The organism is Blastococcus sp. KM273128 (assembly GCF_021698975.1).
GTDB lineage: Bacteria > Actinomycetota > Actinomycetes > Mycobacteriales > Geodermatophilaceae > Blastococcus.
Map to the genome: position 1 here is coordinate 1 of NZ_SSXA01000003.1, position 26,363 is coordinate 26,363.

Annotated in this window: 29 protein-coding genes and 1 riboswitch; of the genes, 12 read left to right on the forward strand and 17 right to left on the reverse strand. The window is 75.4% G+C overall.

Features of this window, described 5'->3' with window-relative positions:
• Window positions 1-325 (forward strand): HNH endonuclease signature motif containing protein (locus E9529_RS01475; RefSeq protein ID WP_236829336.1); only part of this gene is annotated, 325 nt, incomplete at its 5' end.
• Window positions 326-337: 12 nt separating this feature from the next.
• Here the strand turns inward: E9529_RS01475 and E9529_RS01480 are convergent.
• The 3 genes from E9529_RS01480 to E9529_RS01490 are packed head-to-tail and all read right to left on the reverse strand — an operon-like array spanning window position 338 to window position 2,303.
• Window positions 338-961: an alpha/beta family hydrolase gene (locus E9529_RS01480; RefSeq protein ID WP_236829337.1), complete on the reverse strand. Its 624-nt coding sequence runs from the start codon at window positions 959-961 to the stop codon at window positions 338-340.
• Window positions 958-1,629: an HAD-IA family hydrolase gene (locus E9529_RS01485; RefSeq protein ID WP_236829338.1), complete on the reverse strand. Its 672-nt coding sequence runs from the start codon at window positions 1,627-1,629 to the stop codon at window positions 958-960. Before E9529_RS01485 ends, E9529_RS01480 begins: the two co-directional genes overlap by 4 nt.
• A complete protein-coding gene (locus tag E9529_RS01490) occupies window positions 1,626-2,303 on the reverse strand; it encodes a DedA family protein (protein WP_236829339.1) in 678 nt (225 codons plus the stop codon). Before E9529_RS01490 ends, E9529_RS01485 begins: the two co-directional genes overlap by 4 nt.
• A gap of 70 nt (window positions 2,304-2,373) precedes the next feature.
• On the opposite strand from E9529_RS01490, the gene E9529_RS01495 reads away from it, so the two are divergent.
• Window positions 2,374-3,672, forward strand: coding sequence for an amidohydrolase family protein (locus tag E9529_RS01495; protein ID WP_236829340.1), 1,299 nt, complete (start codon window positions 2,374-2,376; stop codon window positions 3,670-3,672).
• 2 nt (window positions 3,673-3,674) lie between these two features.
• On the opposite strand, the gene E9529_RS01500 is transcribed toward E9529_RS01495, so the two are convergent.
• Entirely contained in the window at window positions 3,675-4,148 is a 474-nt protein-coding gene (locus E9529_RS01500; RefSeq protein ID WP_236829341.1) for a hypothetical protein, read from the reverse strand.
• Window positions 4,149-4,307: 159 nt separating this feature from the next.
• Here E9529_RS01500 and E9529_RS01505 point away from each other — a divergent pair, with 159 nt between their 5' ends.
• A complete protein-coding gene (locus E9529_RS01505; protein WP_236829342.1) occupies window positions 4,308-4,661 on the forward strand; it encodes a helix-turn-helix transcriptional regulator in 354 nt (117 codons plus the stop codon).
• Window positions 4,658-5,143 (forward strand): SRPBCC family protein, encoded by a 486-nt coding sequence (locus E9529_RS01510; protein ID WP_236829343.1) that lies wholly within the window; start codon window positions 4,658-4,660, stop codon window positions 5,141-5,143. The genes E9529_RS01505 and E9529_RS01510 overlap by 4 nt, the downstream gene beginning before the upstream one ends.
• 4 nt (window positions 5,144-5,147) lie before the next feature.
• On the opposite strand, the gene E9529_RS01515 is transcribed toward E9529_RS01510, so the two are convergent.
• Complete coding sequence (locus E9529_RS01515) at window positions 5,148-5,951, reverse strand: MBL fold metallo-hydrolase (RefSeq protein ID WP_236829344.1); 804 nt, start codon at window positions 5,949-5,951, stop codon at window positions 5,148-5,150.
• A gap of 64 nt (window positions 5,952-6,015) precedes the next feature.
• On the opposite strand from E9529_RS01515, the gene E9529_RS01520 reads away from it, so the two are divergent.
• The 6 genes from E9529_RS01520 to gdhA all read left to right on the forward strand — a co-directional run bounded on the left by E9529_RS01520 (window position 6,016) and on the right by gdhA (window position 12,646).
• Window positions 6,016-7,530, forward strand: coding sequence for a TldD/PmbA family protein (locus E9529_RS01520; RefSeq protein WP_236829345.1), 1,515 nt, complete (start codon window positions 6,016-6,018; stop codon window positions 7,528-7,530).
• Window positions 7,527-8,918, forward strand: a complete 1,392-nt coding sequence (locus tag E9529_RS01525) for a metallopeptidase TldD-related protein (protein WP_236829346.1) — start codon at window positions 7,527-7,529, stop codon at window positions 8,916-8,918. Before E9529_RS01520 ends, E9529_RS01525 begins: the two co-directional genes overlap by 4 nt.
• A 234-nt stretch (window positions 8,919-9,152) precedes the next feature.
• Entirely contained in the window at window positions 9,153-9,455 is a 303-nt protein-coding gene (locus E9529_RS01530) for a hypothetical protein (RefSeq protein ID WP_236829347.1), read from the forward strand.
• A gap of 242 nt (window positions 9,456-9,697) precedes the next feature.
• Entirely contained in the window at window positions 9,698-10,012 is a 315-nt protein-coding gene (locus E9529_RS01535; RefSeq protein ID WP_236829348.1) for a hypothetical protein, read from the forward strand.
• A gap of 170 nt (window positions 10,013-10,182) precedes the next feature.
• A complete protein-coding gene (locus tag E9529_RS01540; RefSeq protein ID WP_236829349.1) occupies window positions 10,183-11,211 on the forward strand; it encodes a C40 family peptidase in 1,029 nt (342 codons plus the stop codon).
• Window positions 11,212-11,296: 85 nt separating this feature from the next.
• Complete coding sequence (gdhA, locus tag E9529_RS01545; protein WP_236829350.1) at window positions 11,297-12,646, forward strand: NADP-specific glutamate dehydrogenase; 1,350 nt, start codon at window positions 11,297-11,299, stop codon at window positions 12,644-12,646.
• Here gdhA and E9529_RS01550 read toward each other — a convergent pair.
• On the reverse strand, window positions 12,643-13,677 hold the full coding sequence (locus E9529_RS01550; protein ID WP_236829351.1) for a uroporphyrinogen decarboxylase family protein: 1,035 nt from the start codon (window positions 13,675-13,677) through the stop codon (window positions 12,643-12,645). The genes gdhA and E9529_RS01550 overlap by 4 nt on opposite strands.
• A gap of 62 nt (window positions 13,678-13,739) precedes the next feature.
• Here E9529_RS01550 and E9529_RS01555 point away from each other — a divergent pair, with 62 nt between their 5' ends.
• A complete protein-coding gene (locus E9529_RS01555) occupies window positions 13,740-14,318 on the forward strand; it encodes a gamma carbonic anhydrase family protein (RefSeq protein ID WP_236829352.1) in 579 nt (192 codons plus the stop codon).
• Here the strand turns inward: E9529_RS01555 and E9529_RS01560 are convergent.
• The 8 genes from E9529_RS01560 to E9529_RS01595 form a co-directional block, all read right to left on the reverse strand.
• Window positions 14,315-15,514 (reverse strand): cysteine desulfurase-like protein, encoded by a 1,200-nt coding sequence (locus tag E9529_RS01560; RefSeq protein ID WP_236829353.1) that lies wholly within the window; start codon window positions 15,512-15,514, stop codon window positions 14,315-14,317. The two genes, E9529_RS01555 and E9529_RS01560, sit on opposite strands and share 4 nt — an antisense overlap.
• Before the next feature lie 25 nt (window positions 15,515-15,539).
• Window positions 15,540-16,610, reverse strand: a complete 1,071-nt coding sequence (locus tag E9529_RS01565; RefSeq protein ID WP_236829354.1) for a low specificity L-threonine aldolase — start codon at window positions 16,608-16,610, stop codon at window positions 15,540-15,542.
• 25 nt (window positions 16,611-16,635) lie between these two features.
• Window positions 16,636-17,214 (reverse strand): YdeI family protein, encoded by a 579-nt coding sequence (locus E9529_RS01570; RefSeq protein ID WP_236829355.1) that lies wholly within the window; start codon window positions 17,212-17,214, stop codon window positions 16,636-16,638.
• A gap of 41 nt (window positions 17,215-17,255) precedes the next feature.
• The gene (locus tag E9529_RS01575) at window positions 17,256-18,332 is read right to left on the reverse strand and encodes a homoserine O-acetyltransferase (RefSeq protein ID WP_236829356.1); all 1,077 of its coding nucleotides are present in this window, start codon (window positions 18,330-18,332) and stop codon (window positions 17,256-17,258) included.
• A gap of 1 nt (window position 18,333) precedes the next feature.
• The gene (locus E9529_RS01580) at window positions 18,334-19,626 is read right to left on the reverse strand and encodes a bifunctional o-acetylhomoserine/o-acetylserine sulfhydrylase (protein WP_236829357.1); all 1,293 of its coding nucleotides are present in this window, start codon (window positions 19,624-19,626) and stop codon (window positions 18,334-18,336) included.
• A gap of 43 nt (window positions 19,627-19,669) precedes the next feature.
• Window positions 19,670-19,785: riboswitch (SAM riboswitch) on the reverse strand.
• Between the two features lie 96 nt (window positions 19,786-19,881).
• On the reverse strand, window positions 19,882-20,400 hold the full coding sequence (locus E9529_RS01585) for a hypothetical protein (protein WP_236829358.1): 519 nt from the start codon (window positions 20,398-20,400) through the stop codon (window positions 19,882-19,884).
• The gene (locus tag E9529_RS01590) at window positions 20,397-21,293 is read right to left on the reverse strand and encodes a mechanosensitive ion channel family protein (RefSeq protein ID WP_236829359.1); all 897 of its coding nucleotides are present in this window, start codon (window positions 21,291-21,293) and stop codon (window positions 20,397-20,399) included. The genes E9529_RS01585 and E9529_RS01590 overlap by 4 nt, the downstream gene beginning before the upstream one ends.
• Window positions 21,294-21,449: 156 nt before the next feature.
• A complete protein-coding gene (locus E9529_RS01595) occupies window positions 21,450-22,235 on the reverse strand; it encodes a thioesterase family protein (RefSeq protein WP_236829360.1) in 786 nt (261 codons plus the stop codon).
• Window positions 22,236-22,315: 80 nt separating this feature from the next.
• Between E9529_RS01595 and E9529_RS22515 the strand changes: the two genes are divergently transcribed.
• A complete protein-coding gene (locus E9529_RS22515) occupies window positions 22,316-23,287 on the forward strand; it encodes a DMT family transporter (protein WP_236829361.1) in 972 nt (323 codons plus the stop codon).
• A 16-nt stretch (window positions 23,288-23,303) separates the two neighbouring features.
• Here the strand turns inward: E9529_RS22515 and E9529_RS01605 are convergent, their stop codons facing one another.
• The 3 genes from E9529_RS01605 to E9529_RS01615 are packed head-to-tail and all read right to left on the reverse strand — an operon-like array spanning window position 23,304 to window position 26,280.
• The gene (locus E9529_RS01605; protein WP_308195243.1) at window positions 23,304-24,149 is read right to left on the reverse strand and encodes an ABC transporter ATP-binding protein; all 846 of its coding nucleotides are present in this window, start codon (window positions 24,147-24,149) and stop codon (window positions 23,304-23,306) included.
• Window positions 24,146-25,228 (reverse strand): iron chelate uptake ABC transporter family permease subunit, encoded by a 1,083-nt coding sequence (locus E9529_RS01610; RefSeq protein WP_236829362.1) that lies wholly within the window; start codon window positions 25,226-25,228, stop codon window positions 24,146-24,148. Before E9529_RS01610 ends, E9529_RS01605 begins: the two co-directional genes overlap by 4 nt.
• Window positions 25,225-26,280 carry an iron ABC transporter permease gene (locus E9529_RS01615; protein ID WP_236829363.1) on the reverse strand — a complete coding sequence of 352 codons (1,056 nt, stop codon included), beginning with the start codon at window positions 26,278-26,280 and terminating at the stop codon, window positions 25,225-25,227. Before E9529_RS01615 ends, E9529_RS01610 begins: the two co-directional genes overlap by 4 nt.
• Window positions 26,281-26,363 lie beyond the last annotated feature (83 nt).

A 26,363-nucleotide genomic window follows, 5' to 3' on the forward strand; every position in this document is an offset into this window, starting at 1 on the left:
GCTGCGCGACCGCACCTGCCGCCACCCCGGCTGCACCACCCCCGCCGGCTGGGCCGACCTGGACCACGTCATCGCCCACGCCGCCGGCGGGGCCACCGCGTGCGAGAACCTGTGCTGCCTGTGCCGGCGGCACCACCGGCTCAAGACCTTCGCCCCCGGCTGGACCCACACTCTCGACGCAGACGGGGTGCTGACCGTCACCACCCCCACCGGGGTCACCCGCACCACCCGACCACCGGGCTACCGCGTCCTCACCACACCACCGCAACCACCACCGCAACCCGCAGACCCGGCGGAGCCCGACGACGACCCGCCACCGTTCTGACGGCGCGGCCGGTCAGCCGGTGATGGCCTCCGTGAGCCACGAGGCCGCGGCCGCGCCGACGAGGTCGGGGTTCTTCTTCAGCGCGTGGTCACCCGGCACGGCGTACACCGACGCGTGCGCGCGGCCGGCGAGGACGGCGGCCACGTCGGCGGGGGCGCCGAACGCGTCCGTCTCGCCCTGGACGACGACCACGGGCACGGTGACCCCGGTGAGCTCGCCCGCACGGCTCTTCTCGGGCCGGCCGGGCGGGTGCAGCGGGAACGCCAGCGCCAGCACGCCGTCGGCACCGACCTGCCCGGAGGTGCGGCAGGCGACCCGCGCCCCGGCGCTGCGCCCGCCGACGACCAGCGCCCCCGTCAGGTGGCCGGTGCCCGACAGGTGCGCCACGACCGCCCGCCAGCCCTCGTCCAGCCGCGGCGGCGCCGGGGCGATCCGCTTCCCCGCCACCCGCCACGGCTGCTCCACCCGCAGCACGCGCCAGCCGCCCTCGGCGGCGTCCCGGGCCACCGCCAGCAGATCGGCGGACTCCACCCCGCCGCCGGCCCCGTGCCCGAGCAGCAGCGTCCCGCGGGAGCCGCCGTCGGTGAGGTGGGCCCGGGCCGGGCCGTGCGGCGTCTCGACGTCGAGCGCGGTCACCGGGGCGGGAGGGCCAGCAGGCCGTCGACCGCGCCGGCGAGGTCGGCCCCGGCCACGTCGGGCTCGACGTACACCGCGGGGAACACCCGCTCGCTCCGCGGGAACCACGCGCCGGTGAGGCCCGCCCGCCGCGCACCCAGCACGTCCCAGCCGTGCGCCGCGACCAGCGCCATCCGCTCCGGCGCCACGTCGCACCGACCGGCCGCCCACAGGTACACCTCGCGCGCGGGCTTCCAGGCGCGGATCGTCTCGCTGGTCATCGTGCGCTCCACCAGCGGTGTGATCCCGCCCCGCTCCAGGCCCGCCTCGGCCACGCCGGGCGAGCCGTGGGACAGGGTGACGACCCGGATGCCGGCCTCGGTCAGCCGGCGCAGCGCGGGCTCCACGTCGGGGTGCGGCGCCAGCTCGCCGAAGGCATCCGCCACGCTCGCGCGCTGACCGGCCGAGAGCCCGGTCTCCTGCGCGAGCGCGTCGTCGAAGGCGTCGCGGAACCGGCACCACGAGCCGACGGCGGCCGCCGCGAAGCCGGTGAGCAGCGTCCGGGCGAAGACGGTGCCCAGCAGCGGGGCCGGCTCGCCGAGCTCGACCAGGGTGGCGCGGACCGGCGCGAGGTCCAGCAGGGTCTCGTTGACGTCGAACGCCACGACCTCGGGCCGGTGCCGGGTCACGACGTCGGGTCCCAGTTCTCGTCGAGGTGCTTGCCCGCGCCCGGCGGCCGGCGGAGCTTGCCGGTGGCCTTCTTGTAGACGAACCACCCGACGGCCAGCACGACGGCGACGACGAGGGCGTAGTCGAGGTACTGCAGGTTGTCCTGGACGAAGTCGCCGGCCACCACGCCCAGGGTGATGAGGACGGCGTTCCAGATGAGGCTTCCGGCGGCGGTGAACAGCAGGAACTGCCAGAAAGGCATCCGCACCACCCCGGCGGGCACCGAGATGAAGCTGCGCACGATCGGCACCATCCGGCCGAAGAACACCGCCGCGCGCCCGTGCCGCTCGAACCAGGCGAAGGTCTTGTCGACGTCCTCGGTCTCCACCAGCGGCAGGTGGTCGAGGAAGGCGTGCGAGCGGCGCGGGCCCAGCGCCATCCCGACGTAGTAGAAGAAGATCGCCCCCAGCAGCGAGCCGAGCGTGGCGAAGACGATGACCGGGACGATCGACATCCGGCCGTCGTTGATCAGCACGCCGGCGAGCCCGAGGACCGCCTCGCTGGGGATGGGCGGGACGACCGTCTCGAGCAGGATCGCCAGCCCCACGCCCACGGGGCCGAGCGTCTCGACCAGGTCGAGCAGGAAACCGGTGATGCCGCCCTCGTCGGAGGAAGCAGCGGCGAGCAGCGACATGGCCTCCACGGTAGAGGCGCCCCCGCCGGCCGCCGCGCCCCCGGCCCGGGGCGCAGCTAGGTTCGCCACCATGCGGCAGCGCTTCACCGCCCGGTTCCTCGTCGTCGGCGACCGCGCGGGGACGGTGGTCCGCGACGGCGTCCTCGACGTCGTCGACGGCGCGATCGCGTGGGTGGGCCCGGCCGCGGAGGCGCCGCCGCAGGGCGACGCGGAGGTCGTCGCGCTGCCCGGCGTCCTCACCCCGGGCCTGGTCAACGCCCACTCGCACGCGCCGATGGTGCTGTTCCGCGGCCAGGGGGAGGGGCTGCCGCTGGACCGCTGGCTGCAGGAGGTCATGTGGCCGCGCGAGGCCCGCCTCACGCCCGAGGACGTCGAGGTCGCCATGACCGCGGCGTCGGCGGAGATGCTCGGCAACGGCATCACCACCAGCGTCGAGATGTACTTCCACCCCGAGCGGATCGCCGCCGCCGTCACCACCACCGGCGCCCGTGCGCTGATCGCCACCCCGCTGCTGCCCCTGCCCGGCATGCCGCCGGTGGCCGAGCAGCTCGACGCCGCCGTCGCCCTCGCGGGGACCGCGCCCGACGACGGCAGCGTCGAGTACGGCATCGGGCCGCACGCGGCCTACACCGTGCCGCTCCCGGTGCTCGCCGACGCCGCCCGCGCCGCGCGCGAGCACGACCTGCTGCTCCACCTGCACGTCGCCGAGACCGCGACCGAGGGCGACGACCTGCTGGCGGCGCACGGCCTCTCGGTGCCGGCGCTGCTCGCCTCCCACGACGTCCTCGGCGGCCGCGTGCTGGCCGCGCACTGCGTGCACCTCGACGAGGCCGACCAGGAGCTGTGGCAGGAGTACGACGTCGCCGTCGCGCTCTGCCCGGCGAGCAACGCGAAGCTGGCCAGCGGGGTCGCGCCGCTGCGCCCGATGCTCGACCGGGGCATCCGGGTCGGGCTGGGCACGGACGGGCCGGCGTCCAACGACTCGCTGGACCTGCTCGCCGACCTGCGCCTGGCCGCGGGCCTGGCGCGGCTGCGGGAGCGGTCGGCGACCGCGCTGACCGCCGCGGAGGCGTTCTGGCTGGCCACCGGCGGCGCTGCCGACGCACTGGGACGCCCGGACCTGGGCCGGCTCGAGGCCGGGCGGCGTGCCGACCTGGTGCACGTGGACACCCGCGACCTGGTCTTCGAGCCGGTGGGTGACGCCGCCGACGTGCTGGCACACCTGGTCTGGTCCGGTGCCGGGCGGCACGTGCGCGACGTCTGGGTGGGCGGCCGCCCCGTCGTCCGGGACGGCGCCTCCACGACCGTCGACGCCGCGGCCCTGCGCACCGACGTCGCCGAGCGGGCCGCCCGGCTCGCCGCCGGCTGAGCTCAGCCGGCCGCGGCCTGCAGCTCGTCGCCGGTCCAGGTGTAGAGCCGGTCGCCGAGCACGACGGTCACCCAGCCCTCGCAGAGCCGGGCGCTGTCGCCGAGGTCCGGCCAGTTCCCCCCGCCGTCGAACGGCATGCCGACCTGGGGCAGGGGCGTGCAGTCCGCCGGCGGGTGCGCTCCCTCGTCGAGCGCCATCTCGGCCCGCACGCTGCCCGAGTCGTCACCGGAGGCCTCGCCGGGCCGGACGACGGTCACGTCGTGCCCCACCGCGCGCGTCCACGGCGGGACGTCGCCGCGCGGGGCGTCGTCGGCGTCCGAGTGGTCGGAGGTCCGCGTGTGCCCCTGCAGCTCCGCCAGCACCGCCCCCGGCCCGTCCACGCCCGCGGGCATCGCCACCGCGACCCCGGCGGCGGCGACCGCGCCGACCACCACCAGCCCGGCGAGCGTCCCCAGCAGCACCTTCGTCGTCGTCATGGGGGAAGCGTCGGGCACGGCGGCGTCGGCGCGCGTCGGCCGCCGGGCTGATCCGCTGGTCATCCCGCGGCATGATCGTGTTCAACCGGACGGTTGACCACCAGCATCCGCGGGGCTACCGTCCTTCCTCAACCGAAAGGTTGAAGAAGGAGTGATGAGGTGGCGGATCCGCTCTCCCGGGTGTTCTCGGCATTGGCCGACCCCACCCGGCGGGACATCGTGGCGCGGCTCGCGGTCGCCGACGCCACGGTCAACGAGCTCGCCGCACCGTACGACGTGACCGTCCAGGCCGTCTCCAAGCACCTCAAGGTGCTGGAGGACGCCGGCCTGGTGAGTCGGAGCCGGGAGGCCCAGCGCCGCCCGGTGCACCTCGAGGCAGAGGTCTTCGACCTCATGACGACGTGGATCGAGCGCTACCGGCGCCAGGCCGAGGAGCGCTACCGCCGGCTGGACGACGTCCTGCGTGCGATGCCGGACGCCGATCCCCCACCCCAGGAAGGAAGACCGTCATGACCAGCACCGCGCACCACGAGACCACCATCACCGCCGACCCCGACGTCCCGCTCATCCGCATCACCCGGGAGTTCGACGCACCGCGCGAGAAGGTGTTCCGGGCCCACGTCGACCCGGACCTGGTCGCCCGGTGGCTCGGGCCGCGGGGGCTCGAGATGCGGATCGACCACTACGACTGCCGGACCGGCGGCTCCTACCGCTACCTCCACATCCAGGGTGGCGAGGAGTACGCCTTCCACGGCAGCTTCCACGAGGTGCGGCCCGAGGAGCTCATCGTGCAGACCTTCACGTTCGAGGGCTGGCCCGATGGCGTCGCACTGGAGAAGCTCCGCCTGGAGGACCTCGGTGGCGACAGGACCCGGCTCGTCGCCACCTCGTTGTGCGACTCCTTCGCCGACCGCGACGCCATGCTCGCCAGCGGCATGGAGGTCGGTGTGGTGGAGGGCTACGCGAAGCTCGACGAGCTGCTCGCCGCCGGGTGAGCCCTCAGGCCCGGAGGCTGATCGTCTCGCCGCGGTAGGCCGGGCGGACCGTGCCGGGCAGTTCCCGGCGGGCCACCTCGACGACGAAGTCGCCCAGCGGGGAGGCGAACAGCGAGTAGTCGTCGTAGTGCACCGGCACGGTGACCGGTGGCTTCAGCAGCTCGACCAGGTCCGCACCCTGCCGCCCGTCCATCGTGACGGTGAGCCCCAGCACCTTGGTGCCGCCCAGGTGGGGGATGACGACGTCGAGCGGGCCGCAGCGCTCCAGCACCTCGCCGAGGAACGGCCGGTAGAGGGTGTCGCCGCTGATGTAGCCGCGCCAGGTCACCGCGCCGTCGCGCACCAGCTCCAGCACGCTGCCCATCACCTGCGGCAGCACCCGGGCCAGCGGGCCGGGGCCGTGCACCCCCGGCACCGAGGTCACCCGCAGCTCGACGTCGTCGCGGGAGAAGGTGTGCGTCTGCCACGGGCGCAGGTCCGCGGTGCCGGTGAAGCCGCGGTCGGCCAGGCACCCCGCGGCCTCCGGCGTGGTGACGACGGGCGTCTCCTTCGGCAGCGACCGCGTGGCGATCCGGTCCCAGTGGTCGCCGTGCATGTGGGAGAGCAGGATGCCGTCGAGCTCGGGCAGCTGGGTGGGCAGCAGCGCCGGGTCGGTGAGCCGCTTGCTGCGCAGCCCGTAGCCCAGGTGCGCGCGCTGGCCGCGGTGCAGGAAGTTCGGGTCGGTGAGCAGGGTGAACCCGCCGATGCGCAGCAGCATCGTCGCGTTGCCGCCGAAGGTCATGGTCACGTCGTCCGCCGCCGGATCCATGCGCAGGCGCTTACCCCGGGCTTCCCGGCTCACCCGTGGGCGCGGGCGCTGGTAGACAACAGGCGTGCCAGGAACCCGCACGATCGACGAGGCCTTCCTCGCGCTCCCGCTCGCCGCGCTGACCGACGCCGCGCTGACCCGCGCGCTCGACCTGGGCTGCTCGCACGCCGACCTGCGGGTCGAGCGCATCCGCACCCAGACGATCAGCCTGCGCGACGCCCGGCCCGAGGCGTTCACCGACGGCGAGGACCTCGGCCTGGCCGTCCGCGTGGTGTTCGAGGGCACCTGGGGGTTCGCCGCGGGCGTCGTCCTCACGGCGGCCGAGGCCGTCCGGCTCGCCGAGGAGGCCGTGGCCGTGGCCCGCGTGGCGGCCGCGCTCAACTCCGACCGCGTGGAGCTGGCGCCCGAGCCGGTGTACCCCCACGCCGAGTACGTCTCCGCCTACGACGTCGACCCGTTCACCGTGCCCGACGCCGAGAAGACGGCGCTGCTCACCGAGCTGTCCGAGCAGTTGCTGGCCGGCGACGGCGTCGAGCACGTGCAGGCCGGCTGCATGCTGGTCAAGGAGCAGAAGTACTACGCCGACACCGCCGGCACCCGGACCCGGCAGCAGCGGGTGCGCGTCAACCCCGAGCTGACCGCGCTCGCCGTCGACCGGGTCACCGGCTCCTTCGAGAGCATGCGCACCCTGGCGCCGCCGGCCGGCCGCGGCTGGGAGTACCTCACCGGCACCGGCTGGGACTGGCGCGCCGAGCTCGCGGAGATCCCCGAGCTGCTGCGCGAGAAGACCAGGGCGCCCTCGGTGCAGGCCGGCCGCTACGACCTCGTCGTCGACCCCTCGAACCTGTGGCTGACCATCCACGAGTCGATCGGCCACGCCACCGAGCTGGACCGGGCGCTGGGCTACGAGGCGGCCTACGCCGGGACGTCGTTCGCCACGCCCGATGGGCTGGGCTCGCTGCGGTACGGCTCGCCCATCATGGACGTCACCGGCGACCGCACCGCCCTGCACGGGCTCGCCACGGTCGGCTGGGACGACGAGGGCGTCGCCGGCCAGCAGTGGGACATCGTGCGGGACGGCGTCCTGGTCGGCTACCAGGTGGACCGCAACACGGCGCGGCTGGGGGGCATGGCGCGCTCGAACGGCTGCGCCTACGCCGACTCGCCGGGACACGTGCCGGTGCAGCGGATGGCCAACGTCTCGCTGCAGCCCGCCCCGGACGGGCCGTCGACCGAGGAGATCATCGGCGGGGTCGAGCGCGGCATCTACGTCGTCGGCGACAAGAGCTGGTCGATCGACATGCAGCGCTACAACTTCCAGTTCACCGGCCAGCGGTTCTACCGGATCGAGGGCGGCCGGCTCGCCGGGCAGGTCCGTGACGTCGCCTACCAGGCGACGACGACGGACTTCTGGGGCTCGATGCGCGCGGTCGGCGGCCCGCAGACCTACGTGCTGGGCGGCGCCTTCAACTGCGGCAAGGCCCAGCCCGGCCAGACGGCGGCGGTCAGCCACGGCTGCCCCACCGCCCTGTTCGAGGGCGTGACCATCCTCAACACCGTCGAGGAGGCCGGGCGATGAGCCGGTTCCACCGCCCGCAGGACGTCGTCGAGCAGGCGCTGGCCGCCTCCACCGCCGACGGGCAGGTCGCCATCGTGGTCGAGGGGGCCGAGGCGAACCTGCGGTGGGCCGCCAACAGCCTGACCACCAACGGGTCGATGCGGTCGCGCTCGGTCGTGGTGATCTCCTTCGTCGACGGCGGCGCCGGGATGGCGGCGGGCACGGTGAGCCGCTCGGGCGCCCCGGACGTCGCCGCGCTGGTGGCCGCGAGCGAGCAGGCCGCGCGGGACGCCGGCCCGGCCGAGGACGCGGTACCGCTGGTCACCGACACCCCGCCCGGCGCGGGCGACTGGGACGCCGACCCCGCCGGGACCTCCATCGGGGTGTTCGCCGACTTCGCGCCGGCGCTGGGCCAGGCCTTCGGAGAGGCCCGCGACCGGGGCGAGCTGCTGTTCGGCTTCGCCGAGCACTCGATGCGCACGACCTACCTGGGCAGCTCCACCGGCCTGCGGCTGCGGCACGACCAGCCCTCCGGCCGGGTGGAGCTCAACGGCAAGACCCCCGACTTCGGCCGCTCGGTGTGGGCGGGCACGGGTACCCGCGACTTCCGCGACGTCTCGGTCGCCGACCTGGCCGCCGACGTCCGGCAGAAGCTGGCCTGGTCGCAGCGGCAGGTGGAGCTGCCCGCCGGGCGCTACGAGACGCTCCTGCCGCCGTCGGCGGTCGCCGACCTGATGATCTACCTCTACTGGACGATGGAGGCGCGCGACGCCGACGAGGGCCGCAACGTCTTCGCCCGCCCCGGCGGGGGCAACCGCACGGGGGAGCGGCTGGCCACCCTGCCGCTGACCCTGCGCAGCGACCCGCACGCGCCCGGGCTGGAGGCCTCGCCGTTCCAGGTGGTGGGCGCCTCCTCGGGTGCCGCGTCGGTCTTCGACAACGGCATGGCGACGCCGGCGGTGGACTGGATCTCCGGCGGCGTCCTCGCCAACCTGGTCCGGCCGCGGGCGTGGGCGCTGAAGAGCACGGCCCCGGCCACCGCGGCCGTGGACAACCTGCTGCTCGAGCTGCCCGGCGCCACGACGACGCAGGCCGAGATGGTGGCCGCGACCGACCGCGGTCTGCTGCTCACCACGCTCTGGTACATCCGCGAGGTCGACCCGCAGACGCTGCTGCTGACCGGGCTGACCCGGGACGGGGTGTTCCTCGTGGAGGGCGGGGAGGTGACCGGGGCGGTGAACAACTTCCGCTTCAACGAGTCGCCCGTCGACCTGCTCGGCCGGGCGGTGCAGGCCGGGGTCACCGAACGCACGCTCCCGCGGGAGTGGAACGACTGGTTCACGCGGACGGCGATGCCGGCCCTGCGGGTGCCGGACTTCAACATGAGCAGCGTCAGCCCGGCGAGCTGAGGCCTCCCCGGCGGGTCGGGGTCGTTCCGTCACACTTCCGCCAAGTCGATCTCCGGCACCCTGGCGGAAAGTGACGGCGACGACCTGTATCCGTCAAACTACGCTCGGTGGTGGTACGAGAGCTGGCGGACGGCTTTACCCACACCGGGCGGATGCCGAAACATCTCCTGGCTCGATCAACCGGGTACCGCACGCGAGCCCCGCTTCCCACGGGGCTGTCGAGGGGAGGACTCCGTGAGCAGGAGTCGCAAGCCGTCCGTCTTCCAGGTGGGCAAGGTCCGCGACGACGGGCACACCGTCGTCATCTCCGGCTGGGGCCTGGGCCTCTGCGCCGCCGGCTGCACCTGCCACCGCCACCCCTCCGCCGGTCACCTCGCCATCGCCGAGGACCAGGCCGGCGGCTCCATCGGCCTGGTCAGCTTCCGCGAGGACGGCTGCGACTGCTGCGAGCCGTGGACCTCCGAGGAGCTCACCGGCATCCTGCGCGACTTCCAGGCGCTCGCCGCCCTCGAGGTGCAGGAGCCCCTCGCCGGCTGATTTCGGGCGAGCCCGTCCACGGGGTGGGCCGTTCCAGCACCTCGCCTGCGGGGTAGGGCCCGGCCCATGTTGGGACGTGCTGCCCTGCGGGGTGCTGTTGCCGGGGTCGCCGGGGTCGCGGTGATGACCCTCGGGGAGAAGCTCGAGCAGTAGAAACACCCCGTCCTCCCCGCCCCTCGCAAGCTCGCGGCGGTGCCCTGGACGGGGCCGGCCGGCGGCTGCCCGGATCCGCCCGCCCGCCGGTGCGCAACCACCTCATGCACTGGGGCACCGGCGCCGCCGTCGGCGCCCTGCGCGGCATCTGGGCCGCCAGCGGGCTGCGCGGTGTCCGTGCGTCGGCCTGGCACGCCTCGATCCGGTTGGTCACCGACCAGACGCTCGAGAACGCCACCGGCGTCGGGTCACCGCCCTGGACCTGGTGCCGCCGCGACCAGGTCGTCGACGTCACCCACAAGGTCGTCTACGCCCTCGTCACCGGCGCCGTCGCCGATCTGCTCGTCCCTCTCGCGCCGGACCGCCGGCCCGACGGCACCGCGACCGGTCCGCGCCGGCGCTGATCCCCGGGACGGCGGCGCGCTCCTGGGACCCGTGTGACGGACGGGGTCAACCGGGGGCGTCCCACCCGCGTGCCCCCGCTACCTGACGGCAGCGCATCCCTACGTTCCGTGCTGACGCGCATGGTCGTGGCCCCTTCCCCGGGCCCGGGCGCAGGTGATCGGAGGCCAGGGTGCACGCGCAGCGCACGACTCCCCGACGCCGCACGCGCGCCGTCCTGACGGTCGGTGTCGCGGTGGTGGCGGCGGCGACGGCGGTCCTGCCGCCGACCGCGGCCTCCGCCGCCCCCGGGACGGTGGCAGAGGCGGCCGAGCTCATGGCGGAGGCCGCGCAGCAGCTGACCGCCGTCGAGGCGCAGGTGCACGAGGCCGAGGAGATCGTCGCGGGCCACCAGCAGGCCGCCGCGGCCGCCGCCGAGCAGGCCCGGGCCGCCCGCGAGGCGCTCGCCGTCCACGAGCCGCAGATCCGGGCGATCGTGCAGAGCAGCTTCACCGGTCAGGCGCAGTCGCGGGTCGCCGCCTTCCTCACCAGCGACTCGGCGGGCGAGCTCGTCCAGCAGATGACGACGCTGGACATGATCGCCACGCACACCAACTCGGTCATCACGCAGGTCGCCGCGGCCCGTGCCGCCGCCGACCAGGCGCAGGCCGCCGCCGACCAGGCCGCCGCCACCGCGCAGGCCGGCCTCACCGAGCTGCAGGCCCAGCAGGCAGAGGTCGAGCGGCGCGCCGCCGAGTACCAGTCCGACTACGCCCGGCTCTCCGCGGCCGAGCAGGACCGGGTCTCCACCATGGTCGCCGGCCCCCGGATGGCGGCGCCGTCGGTCGCTGAGCTGCCCGTCGCGCCGGGCAGCGCGGCGGCGACGGCGATCCAGGTGGCGCTGGCCCAGGTCGGCGCCCCCTACCGGCGCGGCGCCACCGGCCCGGACGCCTTCGACTGCTCGGGGCTGACCTCCTACGCCTACGCCGCCGCCGGCATCACCCTGCCGCGCACCAGCGGCGGCCAGTCGAAGATCGGCCCGGCGCTCTCCCGCGGGGAGCTCCAGCCCGGCGACCTGGTCTTCTACTACTCGCCGATCAGCCACGTCGCGCTCTACATCGGCAACGGGATGATCGTGCACGCCCGCACCTACGGGACCCCGCTGGCGGTGACCTCGGTCGACCAGGGCGGCTTCCGGTTCGGCGTCCGCCCCACCGGCTGAGCCCGCCGACCGACCCCGTTCCGCTCCCACCCCGCGGGCGACGTAGCTTTCCGGTGGTGAGCGGACGGCGCGAGAGGGGCACGTGGTGAGCGGCGAGGTACCGGAGACCGTCCAGGCGATCTACGACGAGGTGCTGCGCCGGAACCCCGGCGAGACGGAGTTCCACCAGGCCGTCCGCGAGGTGCTGGAGTCGCTGGCCGTCGTCCTGGGCCGGCACCGCGAGTACACCGAGATGAAGACGGTGGAGCGCATCTGCGAGCCGGAGCGGCAGATCATCTTCCGCGTGCCGTGGCAGGACGACCGCGGTGAGGTCTGGATCAACCGGGGCTTCCGGGTCGAGTTCAACTCAGCGCTGGGCCCCTACAAGGGCGGCCTGCGCTTCCACCCCTCGGTGAACCTGGGCATCGTCAAGTTCCTCGGCTTCGAGCAGATCTTCAAGAACGCCCTCACCGGCATGCCCATCGGCGGCGGCAAGGGCGGCTCGGACTTCGACCCCAAGGGGCGGTCGGACGCCGAGGTCATGCGGTTCTGCCAGTCGTTCATGACCGAGCTCTACCGGCACCTGGGGGAGTACACCGACGTGCCCGCCGGGGACATCGGCGTCGGGGCGCGCGAGATCGGCTACCTGTTCGGCCAGTACAAGCGCATCACGAACCGCTACGAGTCCGGCGTCCTCACCGGCAAGGGCCTGGGCTGGGGCGGCGCGCTGGTCCGCACCGAGGCCACCGGGTACGGCGCCGCCTTCTTCGCCGACGCCATGATGCAGGCGCGTGGGGAGTCCTTCGACGGCCGCCGGGTCGTGGTCAGCGGGTCGGGCAACGTCGCCGTCTACGGCATCGAGAAGGTGCACCAGCTCGGCGGCACCGTCGTCGCCTGCTCGGACTCCGGCGGCTACGTCGTCGATGAGGCGGGCATCGACCTGGACCTGCTCAAGCAGGTCAAGGAGGTCGAGCGGGGCCGGATCTCCGACTACGCCGAGCGCCGCGGCTCTGCGAGCTTCGTGGCCGGCGGGAGCATCTGGGACGTCCCCTGCGAGGTGGCGATCCCCAGCGCGACCCAGAACGAGCTCGACGGCGACGCCGCGGCGACCCTGGCCCGCAACGGCTGCCGCTACGTCGTGGAGGGCGCGAACATGCCTGCGACGCCGTCGGCGGTGAAGGCCTTCCGCGACGCCGGCATCGCCTTCGCCCCGGGCAAGGCGGCCAACGCCGGCGGGGTGGCGACCTCCGCGCTGGAGATGCAGCAGAACGCGTCCCGCGACCGGTGGAGCTTCGAGCACAGCGAGGCCCGGCTCGAGGAGATCATGCGCGACATCCACGCCCGCTGCCACGAGACCGCCGAGGAGTACGGCTCACCGGGTGACCTGGTGCTGGGTGCGAACGTCGCGGGCTTCCTGCAGGTGGCCGAGGCCGTGCACGCCCACGGCCTCATCTAGAGCTCAGCGCGGAGCATCTCGGCTGCGAGCGTCAGAGAGCGCATCTTGCCCGCCGCGGAGCCGCGGGGCAGGTACTTCAGCCCGCAGTCGCTGGTGAGCACGAGCCGGTCGACGTCGACGTCGTCCAGCGCCCGGCGGACGCGGTCGGCGACGACCTCCGGCCGCTCCACCTCCGGGGTGGAGAGGTCGAGCACGCCGAGCGCGACGCCCTTGCCCCGCAGCGGCCGCAGCGTGGCCGGGTCGAGGTGGGACTGCGCCGTCTCCACCGCGACCGTGTCCACGGGGGTGTCGGCGAGCTCCGGGAGGAACGAGTAGCCCTCGGGCCGCTCGGAGACCATCGCCGCGTAACCGAAGCACAGGTGCAGGTGCACCGGGCCGGGAGCGCCCTCGACGGCGCGGGTCACCGCCTCCGCGCCGTACTCCCGGGCCACCTCGGGGCGGGCCTGCAGCCAGGGCTCGTCGATCTGCACGATGTCGGCGCCGGCGGCGAACAGGTCGGCGATCTCGGCCCGGACGACGTCGGCGTAGGCCAGGGCCAGCGAGCGGCCGTCGCCGTAGTGCTCGTCCTGGGCCTGCTGCGCCATCGTGAACGGCCCCGGCACGGTGATCTTGACGGTGCGGTCGGTGTGCGCCCGGAGGAAGCGGGCGTCGTCGGCCTGCACCGGGGCCGGCCGGCGGATGTCGCCGACCACCCGCGGCACCGGGATCGGCTTGCCGGAGCGGTTGAGGATGGTCCCGGGGTGGTCCACGTCGACCCCGCCGAGCGCCGTCGCGAAGTGGTTGGAGTAGGACTCCCGCCGGATCTCGCCGTCGGTGACGATGTCGAGCCCCGCCTCCTCCTGCGACCGGATCGCCAGCAGGGTCGCGTCGTCCTGCGCGCCGGCGAGCAGCTCCGGCGGGATCCGCCACAGCTCCGCGGCGCGCACCCGGGGCGGGAACTGGTGGGCGAGACGGTCGCGGTCGATGAGCCAGTCCGGCTGGGGCAGGCTGCCGACGATCGACGTGGGCAGCGGCGGCAGGGGTGCGGGCATGCCCGAAGTCTGCCGAGCATCCGGCTCGTGCGCTGCGCGCGGGGCTGTGCTGTGCTGGAGGCGTGGCGGACAACTACATCGCGGAGCTGCCCTTCGGCGCCCCGCAGATCGACGACGAGGCCTTCGTGGCGCCGACCGCCGTGGTGGTGGGCGCGGTCACCATGGGCCCCCGGGCCAGCATCTGGTACGGCGCCGTGGCCCGGGCCGACCAGGAGACGATCGAGATCGGGGCGGGGTCCAACGTCCAGGACGGGTGCACCCTGCACTCGGACCCCGGGTTCCCGCTGGTGGTGGGCCGCGACGTGACGGTCGGGCACCGCGTCGTCCTGCACGGCGCCCGGATCGACGACGAGGTGCTCGTCGGCATGGGCAGCGTCGTGATGAACGGGGCGCACATCGGCACCGGCTCGATCGTGGCCGCCGGAGCCGTGGTCACCCAGGGCAAGCAGTTCCCCCCGCGGTCGGTGATCGCCGGCGTCCCCGCCAAGGTGGTGCGGGAGGCGACCGACGACGACCTGCTGCACATCCGCGGCAACGCGGCCGCCTACTCCGAGCGGCTCCCCGAGGCGCGCAAGGTCCGGCCGGTCGTGCGCCGGCCCCTGCCGCCGGCCGGCATGGTGCCCGGGGACGCGCTCTCCTAGCCGGCGAGCCACTCCCGCAGCCCGGCGAGCAGCCGGTCGACGTCGTCGGCGTCGCTGTAGGGGGCCAGGCCCACCCGGAGCCCGCCGGTGTCGCCGAGGCCGAGCCACCGGCTGGCCTCGATGGCGTAGAACGAGCCCGCCGGCGCGTTGACGCCCCGCTCGGCGAGGAAGCGGTGCGCGTCGGCGGCGTCGCGCCCCTCGAAGGTGAGCAGCAGCGTCGGCGTGCGGTGCGCCGCCCGCGACCACAGCCGCACCCCGGGCAGCCCGGCGAGCCCCGCCTCCAGCCGCTCGCGCAACGCGTCCTCGTGGGCCTCGAGCGCGGTCATCGCCGTGACCAGCCGCTCCCGGCGGCTGCCGCCGTCGCCCAGCGCGGCGAGGAAGTCCACCGCGGCCGTGGTCCCGGCCAGCAGCTCGTAGGGCAGGGTGCCGAGCTCGTAGCGCTCGGGCACGGCGTCCGAGCTCGGCAGCAGCTTCACCGGGTGCAGCGTCCCCAGCAGCGCGGGGTCGGCCGCCATGACGCCGCAGTGCGGGCCGAGGAACTTGTACGGGGAGCAGAAGTAGACGTCGGCGCCGAGCGCGGGAATGTCGACCGGCGCGTGCGCGGTCAGGTGCACGCCGTCCACGGCGAGCAGCGCGCCCGCCGCGTGCACCCGCCCGGCGATCTCCTCGACGGGCGGCCGGGTGCCGATCAGGTTCGAGGCGCCGGTGACCGCCACCAGGCGCGTGCGGTCGGAGAGCACGGCGGCGACGTCGTCGGCGGTCAGCTCGCCCGTCGCGGGGTCGAACGCCACCCACCGCACGGTCGCGCCGGCGGCCTCCGCGGCCACCACCCACGGCCGGATGTTGGCGTCGTGGTCCAGCCGCGTCACCACCACCTCGTCACCCGGGCCCCAGCCGGCGGCGAGCGTGCGGGCCAGGTCGAAGGTGAGCGCGGTGGCGCTCCGCCCGAACACGACCCCGGCGGGGTCCACGCCGAGCAGGTCGGCCACCGCCGACCGGGCACCCAGCACCGTCTCGTCGGCCAGCCGCTCGGCGGCGGTGACCGAGCCGCGGTTGCTGATCGGCGCCGTCAGCGTCGCGGCGACCGCCCGGCCCACCGCCTCGGGCACCTGGGTGCCGCCCGGGCCGTCGAAGTGCGCGGTGCCGCTCGCCAGGGAGGGGAAGCAGGAACGGAGCGCGGCGACGTCGAAACCCATGGTCGCCGACGCTAGCCGCCGGCCGTCACGCCCCTCCCGCCAGGGCGGCGACCGCCGCCCGCGCCTCCTCGACGGGCAGGGCCAGCGTCGCGTCGCCCACCGGCAGCTCCACCCGCACGGCACCGGGGTCGCCGGTGACCGCCGCCTGCGGCCAGGTCCACAGCCCCTCGTCGACGGCGAGCCGGCGCGCGGCCGCGGTGAACGCCTCCGGGGTGGTGCGCAGCAGCAGGTGCAGCATCGGGGTCTGCGGCGGGTCCGGGACGACGGTGACGCCCGGCAGGTCGCGCATCGCCCCGGCGATCTCCCGGGCGCGGGCCAGGTAGGCGGGCATCAGGGGCAGCCGCCGGCGGAGGCAGGCCAGCGCCGAGGCCGCCCCCGGCCAGAGGCCGAACAGCGTGCCGCCCAGGCGGCGGCGCCACTCGCGCACCTCCGCGACGACGTCGTCCGGGCCGGCCAGGCAGCAACCGGCGAGCGCCCCGATGCCCTTGTAGAAGCTGACGTAGGCGGTGTCGAACAGCCCGGCGATCTCGGCCGGCGGGCGGTCGTAGCCGGCCGCGGCCTCCCACAGCCTGGCGCCGTCCAGGTGCGCGGCCGCCCCGCGCTCGCGGGCCCAGGCCACCTGCCCCACCAGGTCGTCCCACCCCGGCAGCGGGCCGCCGAGGTCGCGCTGCGGCAGCTCGACCAGCAGCGCGGCGGGGTGCTCGGCGACGGCGTCGAGGTCGGCGCGCAGGAGCATGCGGTACCGGTTGCCGGCCGGGCGCAGCACCATGCCGTGCAGCCGCTCGAACGCCTGGTCCTCGTGCCGCAGCAGGTGGCTCTCCGGATGGCAGACCACGGTGCGCCGGCCGCTCCGGTCCGCGTGCACCCGCAGCGCCGCCTGCTGGGCCATGACGCCGCTGGGCAGGTGCACCGCTGCGGGCAGCCCCAGCAGCTCCGCGACCTCCGCCTCCAGGTCGGCCACCACCCCGCCCGCGCCGTACCGGTCCGGCGCGGTGCCGACCGGGACGGAGGCCAGCAGGTCGGCCGGCCGCCACGCGCCGTGCCCCGTCAGCGAGCGGCTGCAGCCCTCGCGCAGCGCCAGGAGGTCGTCGTCCACCCGGCCAGTCTCGCCCGCGGCCCGTTCAGCTCTGCCCGCGACCCTCGGTGAGCGACCGCACCGCGGCGGCGATCCGCTTGGCCCGGCCGGCCGGGGTGGCGGCGGTGTGCACCCGGAAGAGGATCGCGAAGCGGTCCTGCCCGCCCAAGGCGTCGAAGGCGGCCCGCGCGCCCGGCTCGGCGTCCAGCGCCGCCGCGAGGTCGTCGGGCACGGTGGCGGTGGCCGGGCCGGGGTAGGCGCGGGCCCAGCGGCCGTCGGCCTGCGCCGCCGCCACCGCCGCGAGCCCGGCCGGGCGCATCCGCCCCTCGGCGGTCAGCCGCTCCACGGTGGCGACGTTCTTCTGCGACCAGACGCTGCGGGGGCGGCGCGGCGTGAGCCGCAGCAGGTGGTACGAGTCGTCCAGCCGCAGGCCGCGCCCGTCGATCCAGCCGAAGCACAGCGCCGCCTCGACCACCTCCGGGCCGGTCACCGACGGGATGCCGGAGCCCTTGCGGGCGATCTGCACGTACAGCCCCGGGGCGGTGGCGTGCTCGGCCTCCAGCCAGGCCTCCAGGGCGGCCTGGTCGGCGAAGGGCAGCATCGGCAGGTCCGTCGGCGCGGGCACGGGCACATCCTGGCCCGGGGGTGCGACGGAACGGGTGCGCGTCAGCCCGCGAGCAGCTCGCGCAGCAGCGCGTCGACCTCCGCCGTCTCGACGAGGAAGCCGTCGTGGCCGTAGGGCGAGCGGATCAGCCGCAGCGGCACCCCGAGGGCGTCGGCCACCCGCTGCTGCTGCTCCACCGGGTACAGCCGGTCGCTGTCGACGCCCGCGACCAGCGCGCGGGCGGTCACCCCGGCCAGCGCCGCCTCGACCCCGCCGCGGCCCCGGCCGACGTCCCAGGTGTTCATCGCCTGGGTGAGCAGCACGTAGCTGCCGGCGTCGAAGCGCGCGGCGAGCTTGGCCCCGTGGTGCTGCAGGTAGGAGGCGACGGCGAAGCGGCCGTCCTCCTGCAGCCGGGTGCCGAAGCGCGACTCGAGCTCGCCCGCGCTGCGGTAGGTGAGGTGGGCGATCCGGCGGGCGACGTCCAGCCCGGCGACCGGCGGGTCGTCCAGCGGGTAGCCGCCGTCCCGCCAGCGGGGGTCGGCCCGCACGGCGGCCTGCTGCGTGGTCTGCGTGCCGATCTGGTCGGCGGAGGCGACGGCGGCCGAGGCGAGGAAGAACAGCGCCCCCACCCGGCCGGGGAACCGCACCGCCCACTCCAGCGCGCGCATGCCGCCCATCGAGCCCCCGGCCACGGCGGCGAACCGCTGGACGCCCAGGGCGTCCGCGAGCGCCGCCTCGACGCGCACCTGGTCGCCGACGGTCACTTCGGGGAAGCGCCCACCCCACGGCCGGCCGTCCGGTGCCGCCGACGACGGCCCGGTCGTCCCCTGGCAGCCGCCGAGGACGTTGGCGCAGACCACGAAGAACCGGTCGGTGTCCAGCGCGGCCCCGGGGCCGACGACGCCGCCCCACCAGCCGGGCGTCGGGTGACCGGGGCCGGCCGGGCCGACGACGTGGCTGTCACCGGTGAGCGCGTGCTCGACCAGCACGGCGTTCCCGCCGTCCGGGGCGAGCGTGCCCCACGTCTCGTAGGCGACCCGGATCCCGGGCAGGCTCCCGCCGCGCTCGAGCTCGAAGGGGGCGGGCAGGTCGAGGAACCGCCGGTCGCCCGCCGGATCCCCCTCGACCCACCCGCCCACGTCAGGCGGACTTGGCGGCGCGGAACCCGGCCTCCAGGTCGGCGAGGATGTCCTCGATCCCCTCCAGGCCGACGGCGAGGCGCACCAGGCCCGGCGTGACGCCGGTGGTCAGCTGCTCCTCGGGCGTCAGCTGCGAGTGCGTCGTCGAGGCCGGGTGGATCACCAGGCTGCGCACGTCGCCGATGTTGGCGACGTGGCTGTGCAGCTCCAGGGCCTCCACGAACCGCTTGCCGGCCTCCACGCCGCCGTGCAGCTCGAAGGTGAGCACCGCGCCGGCGCCCTTCGGGGCGTACTTCTGCTGCGCCGCGTGCCACGGCGAGGACGGCAGGCCCGGGTAGTTGACCCGCTCGACGGCGTCGTGCGCCTCGAGGAACTCCGCCACCCGCTGGGCGTTCTGCACGTGCCGCTCCATGCGCAGCGACAGCGTCTCGATGCCCTGCACGACCAGGAACGCGTTGAAGGGCGAGACCGCCGGCCCCAGGTCGCGCAGCAGCTGCACCCGCGCCTTGAGGGCGAACGCCGGCGCGCCCAGGTCGGCGTAGACGACGCCGTGGTAGGTCGGGTCGGCCGTGGTGAACATCGGGTGCCGGCCGCCGGTCCAGTCGAACGAGCCGCCGTCGACGATCAGCCCGGCGATCACCGTGCCGTGCCCGCCCAGGTACTTGGTCGCCGAGTGGACGACGACGTCGGCGCCGTGCTCCAGCGGCCGCACCAGGTACGGGGTGGCGATGGTGTTGTCGACGATCAGCGGGACGCCGTTGCGGTGGGCGACCTCGGCGACGGTCTCGATGTCGAGGACGTCGCCCTTGGGGTTGCCGATCGACTCGGCGAAGAAGGCCCGGGTGTTCTCCTGCACCAGCGACTGCCAGTTCTCCGGGTCGTCGGGGTCCTCGACGAAGGAGACGGTGATGCCCATCTTCGGCAGCGAGTGGTGCAGCAGGTTGTACGTGCCGCCGTACAGCGAGGCGGAGGCGACGACGTGGTCGCCGGCCTCGGCGAGGTTGAGGATCGCGAGGGTCTCCGCGGCCTGCCCGGAGGCGACCGCGAGCGCGGCGACGCCGCCCTCCAGCGACGCGACGCGCTGCTCCAGCGCGTCCTGCGTCGGGTTCATGATCCGCGTGTAGATGTTGCCCATCTCCGCGAGCGCGAACAGGTCCGCGGCGTGCTGGGTGTCGCGGAACTGGTAGGCGGTGGTCGCGTAGATCGGCAGCGCGCGGGCGCCGGTGGCCGGGTCGGGGCTGGTGCCGGCGTGGATCTGCCGGGTCTCGAAGCTCCAGCTCTGCGGGTCGGTCATGCGCCGTCTCCTTCGCTCGCGGGAGATCCCGCGGCGCACGGGAGCTCCGTCCTTGCCGGGGGCGGGTCGCCGTCCGGCCGGCTCTTCCCCTGGAGCACCTCGGACGGAGTCGAGGTTGCCGGGCAGCCAGCCAGGTGCTTCGCGCTGCCTCTCATGAGCCAGCCGCGATCGTAGGACGCCCGCCCGGCCGCCGTACACCCGCCCCGGGCAGCCGGGCGGTGTCCCACGTGAAACATGCGCCCCATGGCAGCCGGCCTACGAGCCGGGTGCGGTCTCCTCGCCCGTCCCGCCGGTCGGGGCGGGGGCGGTGGTCTCCGGCGCGGTGGTCGTGGTGCCGGTCCCGTCCTCGTCCGGGGTCGAGGGCGCGGTGGTGGTCGGCGAGGTCGGCCGGGAGGTCGACCCGGGCGGCTGCGTCGTCGGCGCCGGCTCCTCGGTCGGCTCCTCCTCGCCCGTGCCCGTCGGCTCCGCCGGCTCCGTCTGCGTCGGCTCCGTGGGCTCGGTGACGGCGGTCTCCTCGGCCGGCGGGGCGGCGCCGGTCGCGGGCGGCTTGACGTTCAGCCACAGCGCGAACACCGCGACGAAGAGCACGGCCAGCACGACGGTGGAGGTGCGGGCGCGGCCGAGCCGCCGGGGGATCGCCGCCCACCGGCCGTGCCGCGGCGCCGGCGACGCGCCGTCGGCCGGCGATCCGGGCGCGGCGGGGGGCGCGGTGCTGACGGTGGGCTCCTCGGAGGCGCGGGTGGTCGCGTCGGGGCGCTGGTCGGGCGCGGTCACCGGACCCCCTCCTGGACGGCGGTCGCGCCGTCCTGCGCCATGACCGCGGTCGTCGGTGCGGGCACCTGCATGCCCTGGCTGCGGAACGCCTGGACGATGCGGGCGCGCAGGTCGCGGCCCACCTCGAACTGCCTGCCCGGCAGCGTGCGGGCGACCACCCGCACGTTCACCTCGTCCAGGCCGAGCGTCTCCACGCCCATCACCGTGGGCGGGTCGAGCAGCAGCGGCCGCATGGCCGGGTCGCGGAACGCGTCCCGGCCCACCCCGCGCAGGATCTCGTTGGCCCGGGTCACGTCCACGCTGGTCGGCACGGGGACGTCGACGACGGCGCGCGCCCAGTCGCGGGAGAGGTTGACGACCTTGACGATCTGCCCGTTGGGCACGGTCACGACCTCGCCGTCGGGCGAGCGCACCCGGGTCACCCGCAGCGTGACGTCCTCGACCGTGCCGCTGGCCGGGTCGCCGCCGCCGACGACCTGGATCGAGACGACGTCACCGAACCCGTACTGGCGCTCGGTGATGATGAAGAAGCCGGCCAGCACGTCACCGACGATGCGCTGGGCGCCGAAGCCCAGGCCCACGCCGAGCACCGTCGCCGGCGCAACGAGGCCGGTCACCGGGATGCCGAGCCGGTCGAGGATGAAGAAGACCGAGATCGAGTAGATCAGCACGACCAGGGACCAGGTGAGCACCTGGGTCAGCGAGTGGCGGTGCTTGGCCGCCTCCGACCGGACCAGCGCGTCGCCCCCGGTGGAGTTCCGGTCGATGCGGGTGGTGATCTTGTCACCGACCCAGCCGACGAACCGGGCCAGCAGGACCGAGCCCAGGATGATCAGCACGACCTCGAGACCCCGCCCGGACAGCCAGTCCAGCACGTCTCTCAGCGCGTCCACGGGTCTGCACTCCGATCGTCGGGGGAAGCGACCCTCCCACCTTGCGCACCGCGGGGCGGCGATGCCAACCGGTCCCGGAGGGTACCGCCGCCGGGAGCGGCTACCACGCCGCTGACCTGCGGCGGAGCGTCGCGGAGAGATCGATCACGGGCCGGCTCACCGGGGCTCGACGAAGAGCGACTGGCTGGACCGGCCGACCGGCCCGTCGGCGTCGAAGAGGACGGCGAAGCACTGCGCGGCCCCCGCGCCGCCGTGCACGGTGGTGGCGTCCATCCCCAGCCACTCGCCGCGCGGCGGCCGCTGCAGGGCGACGGTGAGGTCGACGTTGGCGAAGGTCGCCGTCCGCCAGTCGAGCGTGGCCGAGATGCCGCTGGCGGCGTCGGTCATGACCAGCAGGTGCTCCAGCGGCGTCATCGGCTCCCCGGCGACGAGGGCGCACTCCGGCCGGGTCCACGCCGTCGCCGGACCCGGACCGTTGAACGTGCCCGCGGCGAACCGCCAGTCCAGCGCCCGGTGGTAGGCCACCTCGCTGGTGAAGAACGCCGCGCGCTCGGGGCGGCCCGCCCCCGGGCCGGCCGGTTCCGGGTGCGGCAGGGGGGTCGCGGGCGGGGCGTCGTCGCGGGTGCGCATCCGCCAGGCCGAGAGCCGCATCAGCGGCGGGCCACCGGCGTCCAGGACCGCCTCGACCAGCTCGATCCGCCGGCCGGGACGGACCACCGCGGTGCGCACCCGCACCGGGCCGACCGGTACCGGCGCGAGGATGTCGTAGGCCATCCGGACGGTCTGCCCGCCCTCGATCGCCCCGGCCCGCTCGACGGCGCGCAGCAGCAGCGCGGCGGGTGGCCCGGCGTGCTGGAACCCGTTGTCCCACGGGCCGATGGTCAGGGCGGTGGCGGTGAAGCCGTCGCCGTCGGGCAGGTAGAGGGCCTCGGGAACGTCCACGGGAGGAGTCTGCCGCCCCGGGTCGCGGGCGGATCGGCCCGGTAGGTGTCTCGACGGCCGATGCCCGCTACCGTGCGCGCGTGCCCCGCACCGTCCGCCCCGGCCTCGGCTACGCCTTCACACTGGGCGCGGCGGCCCTCTTCGCCGTCAACGGCACGGTCTCCACGCTCGCCCTCCAGGCCGGCATCCCGCCGACCCGGCTGACCGCGCTGCGCTGCACCGGCGCCGCGCTGGTGCTGCTCGCGGTGCTCGCGCTCGCCGCCCCGGGCCGGCTGCGGGTGCGGCCCCGCGAGCTCCCGCTGCTGGCCGTCTTCGGCGTCGTGGGCGTCGCGCTCACCCAGTTCCTCTACTACGTCGCCATCGGGCGGCTGCCGGTCGGCATCGCGCTGGTCTTCGAGATGACCGCGCCGGTCTTCATCGCGCTCTACGTCTGGCTGGTGCGCCGCGAGCGGGTGCGCAGCCGGCTTTGGGCGGCGCTGCTGCTGTCGCTCTCCGGCCTGGTGCTGGTCGCGCAGGTGTGGGAGGGCGGCGGCTCGCTGGACCCGCTCGGGGTGGCGGCGGCGCTGGCCGCGGCGCTGTGCCTGGCCACGTACTACCTGGTGGGTGAGCGGGGCACGGTGAGCCGCGACCCGGTCACGCTGACCTGCTGGAGCTTCGTGGCCGCGGCGCTGTTCTGGGCGCTGGCCGCGCCGTGGTGGGCGTTCGACGCCGGGGTGCTGGGGGAGCCGGTGCCGGTCTCGCTGGGCGGCCTGCAGCTCCCGCTGTGGCTGCTGGTCGGGTGGATCGTCGTGCTCGGCGCGGCGGTCCCGTTCTGGCTGTCGGTCGCGGCGCTGCCGCACCTGGCCCCGACCACCGCCGGCCTGGTGGCGACGGTCGAGCCGGTGTTCGCCTCCGTCGTCGCCTGGCTGTGGGTGGAGCAGGTGCTCACCGGCTGGCAGGTGGCGGGAGGCCTCGTCGTCCTGACCGGGATCGCGCTGGCCCAGACCGCGCGCACCGGGCGGACGCCGTCGGCGCCCCCCGTGCCGGAGACGCCGGCCCCGCTGTCGACCTGACGCGGGGACCGGGGCCTCAGCGCAGCCGGCGCACCGGGACGACCATCGGCGTCCCCGTCACCGGGTCGGCCATCACCCGTGCCTCGAGGTCAAAGACGCCGGCGAGGAGCTCCTCGGTGAGCACCTCGGCGGGCGTGCCCGAGGCCACCAGCGCGCCGCCCTTCATCGCCACCAGCCGCTGGGCGTACCGGGCGGCCAGGTTCAGGTCGTGCAGCACCACGACGACGGTGCGGCCGCGCTCGGCGTGCAGCCGGGCCACCAGGTCCAGCACGTCGATCTGGTGCGAGAGGTCCAGGTAGGTCGTCGGCTCGTCGAGCAGCAGCAGGTCGGTGCCCTGGGCCAGCGCCATCGAGATCCAGGCCCGCTGCCGCTGGCCGCCGGAGAGCGCGTCCACGGGCCGGCCCGCGAGGTCGGACATGTCCGTCCAGGCCAGCGCCTCGGCCACCACGGCCTCGTCGTCGCGCGACCACTGCCGCAGCCAGCTCTGGTGCGGGTGCCGGCCCCGGGCCACGAGGTCGCCGACGGTGAGCCCCTCGGGCGCGACCGGCGTCTGCGGCAGCAGGCCCAGCACCTTGGCCACCTCCCGCGTGGGCGTGCGCGCGATGGCCCGCCCGTCGAGCAGCACCTGGCCGCTCGTCGGCCGCAGCAGCCGGCCCAGCGCCCGCAGCAGCGTCGACTTCCCGCAGCCGTTCGGCCCGACGATGGCGGTGAACGAGCCCTCGGTCAGCTCGAGGTCGAGGTCGTCGACGACGACCTGCTCGTCGTAGGCCAGCCGGACGTGCTCGGCGGCCAGCCGCACCCGCGGCGGCTCACCGGGGAGGGCGGCGCGGTGCAGCAGTTCGGTGCCGGTGTCGAGGGTCACAGCGTCGCTCGCCGCCTTCCACGGACCAGGAGCCAGAGCAGGTAGGGGGCGCCGATGGCGGCGGTCAGGATGCCCACGGGCAGCGCCTGGGGGAGCACGGTGCGGGTGACCAGGTCGGCGGCCACCACGAGCAGCGCGCCGAGCACGCCCGACGCCACCAGCGGCGGCCGCGAGCCGCCGGTGAGCCGCACGGCGATCTGCGGGACCACGAGGGCGACGAAGGTGATCGGCCCGGCGGCCGAGACGGCGAACGCCACGAGGAAGACGGCGAGCAGCACGACGGCGGCCTGCGCCGCGGACACCCGCACGCCCAGGCCCCGGGCGGTGTCGTCGCCGAACTGGAGGACGCCGAGCACTCGCCCGGCCGCCAGCGCGAGCGGCAGCAGCACCGCGACGGCGACGCCGAGCGGCAGGACGTCGTCCCAGGTGCGGGCGTTCAGCGAGCCGGTGATCCACACGTAGGCCGACGCGGCGTCGTAGATCTCGGCGTTGGTGAGCAGCCAGTCGGTGAGCGCGGTGCCCGCCGACCACAGCGCGATGCCGATGAGCACCAGTCGGTACCCGTCGACCCCCGCCCGCCAGGTCAGCGCGAACAGCAGCGCACCGGTGACGAGCGCGCCCAGCAGGGCGGCCAGCGGCACGCCCAGCCCGCCCAGGACCGCCCCGGCGGAGGAGCCGCCGCTCAGCACGATCGCGGCCACCGCCCCCACGGAGGCGCCCATGGTGATGCCGAGGGTGTCGGGGGAGGCCAGCGGGTTGCGGGCGAAGGTCTGGAAGAGCGCGCCGGCGACGCCGAGGGCCAGCCCGACGAGGGCGCCGACCACCACCCGCGGGGCCCGGAGCCCCAGGACGATGAACTGCTGCGGCCCCTCGCCCAGGCCGACGAGGGTGCGCAGCACGTCGCCGACGCCGATCGGGAAGTCGCCGCGGCCCATGCTGAGCGCGGCGGCCAGCACCAGCACGGCGAACCCGGCCACCGGCACGACGACCTGCTGCCAGCGCAGCAGCCCCGAGACGGGGCCCGCGCGCAGCACGCGCCCGGGCCGCAGCCGGGGCGGCGCCGGGGCCTCGACGCTCACAGCCGCACCGTCCGGCTGCGGCGCACGAGCGCGATGAAGAACGGGGCGCCGACCAGGGCGAGCACGATGCCGACCTGCAGCTCGCCGGGGCGGGCCAGGACGCGGCCGAGCACGTCGGCGACCAGCAGCAGCGCGGCGCCGGCGAGCGCGGAGCAGGGCAGCAGCCAGCGGTGGTCGGGGCCGGTGAGCGCGCGGACGGCGTGCGGCACGACCAGCCCCACGAACGCGATCGGCCCGCAGGCGGCGGTGGCGGCCCCGCAGAGCAGGGTGATCGCGGCCAGGCCGACCGAGCGGGCCAGCCAGATGCGCTGGCCCAGCCCGCGGGCGACGTCCTCGCCGAGGCCGAGCAGGTTCAGCGCGGGGGCGTTGACCAGGGCCAGCACGAGGCCGACGGCGAGGAAGGGGGCGACCTGGGTGGCGACGGAGGCGTCCCGCCCGGCCAGCGAGCCGACCACCCAGAAGCGGAAGCTGTCCAGCGTCTGCTGGTCGCTGACCAGGACGGCGCGCACCAGGGCGTACATGAGCGCGGACAGCGCCGCGCCGGCGAGGGCGAGGGTGACCGGTGTCGCCCCGCCCCGCCCGGCGGAGCCGATGGCGTACACGAGCACGGTGCCGAGCAGCGCCCCCGCGAAGGCGAACCAGACGTAACCGGCGGGGGTGCCGACGCCCAGCAGCGTGATCGCCAGGACGACGGCGAGGCTCGCGCCCGCGGTGACGCCGAGGAGCCCGGGGTCGCCCAGCGGGTTGCGGGTGTGGCCCTGCATGAGCGCCCCGGCCAGGCCGAGCGCCGCGCCGACCATGAGCCCCAGCACCGTGCGCGGGACGCGCAGCTGCCGGACGATCACCGCTTCCTCGCCGGAGAGGGAGGGGTCGAGCAGCGAGCGCCAGACCTCGGGGAGGCCGATGGACCGCGTGCCGATCGCGATGCTGGCCAGCGCCGCGGCGACGACGAGCACCAGGAGCAGCAGCAGCGTGCCCAGCCGTCGGGCGCGCAGCGCCGTCGCCGGAGGTCGCGCCGAGCCCCGCGCCGGGACGTCGACCGTGGTGGCCACGAGCAGCTCCCGGGACGGACGGCTTGGTCAGATAAGGCTTACCTTAGCCTCGCTCCGCCGGTCCCGTCAGGGCTGCCGGGCCG

Excerpts from the sequence above, each read along its gene's own strand:
- E9529_RS01490 (WP_236829339.1), bottom strand. The coding sequence starts at position 2,303 with ATGTCGCTGCTCGCCGCTGCTTCCTCCGACGAGGGCGGCATCACCGGT.
- E9529_RS01510 (WP_236829343.1), top strand. The coding sequence starts at position 4,658 with ATGACCAGCACCGCGCACCACGAGACCACCATCACCGCCGACCCCGAC.
- E9529_RS01515 (WP_236829344.1), bottom strand. The coding sequence starts at position 5,951 with ATGGATCCGGCGGCGGACGACGTGACCATGACCTTCGGCGGCAACGCG.
- E9529_RS01580 (WP_236829357.1), bottom strand. The coding sequence starts at position 19,626 with ATGACCGACCCGCAGAGCTGGAGCTTCGAGACCCGGCAGATCCACGCC.
- E9529_RS01550 (WP_236829351.1), bottom strand. The coding sequence starts at position 13,677 with ATGCCCGCACCCCTGCCGCCGCTGCCCACGTCGATCGTCGGCAGCCTG.
- E9529_RS01500 (WP_236829341.1), bottom strand. The coding sequence starts at position 4,148 with ATGACGACGACGAAGGTGCTGCTGGGGACGCTCGCCGGGCTGGTGGTG.
- E9529_RS01560 (WP_236829353.1), bottom strand. The coding sequence starts at position 15,514 with ATGGGTTTCGACGTCGCCGCGCTCCGTTCCTGCTTCCCCTCCCTGGCG.
- E9529_RS01495 (WP_236829340.1), top strand. The coding sequence starts at position 2,374 with ATGCGGCAGCGCTTCACCGCCCGGTTCCTCGTCGTCGGCGACCGCGCG.
- E9529_RS01525 (WP_236829346.1), top strand. The coding sequence starts at position 7,527 with ATGAGCCGGTTCCACCGCCCGCAGGACGTCGTCGAGCAGGCGCTGGCC.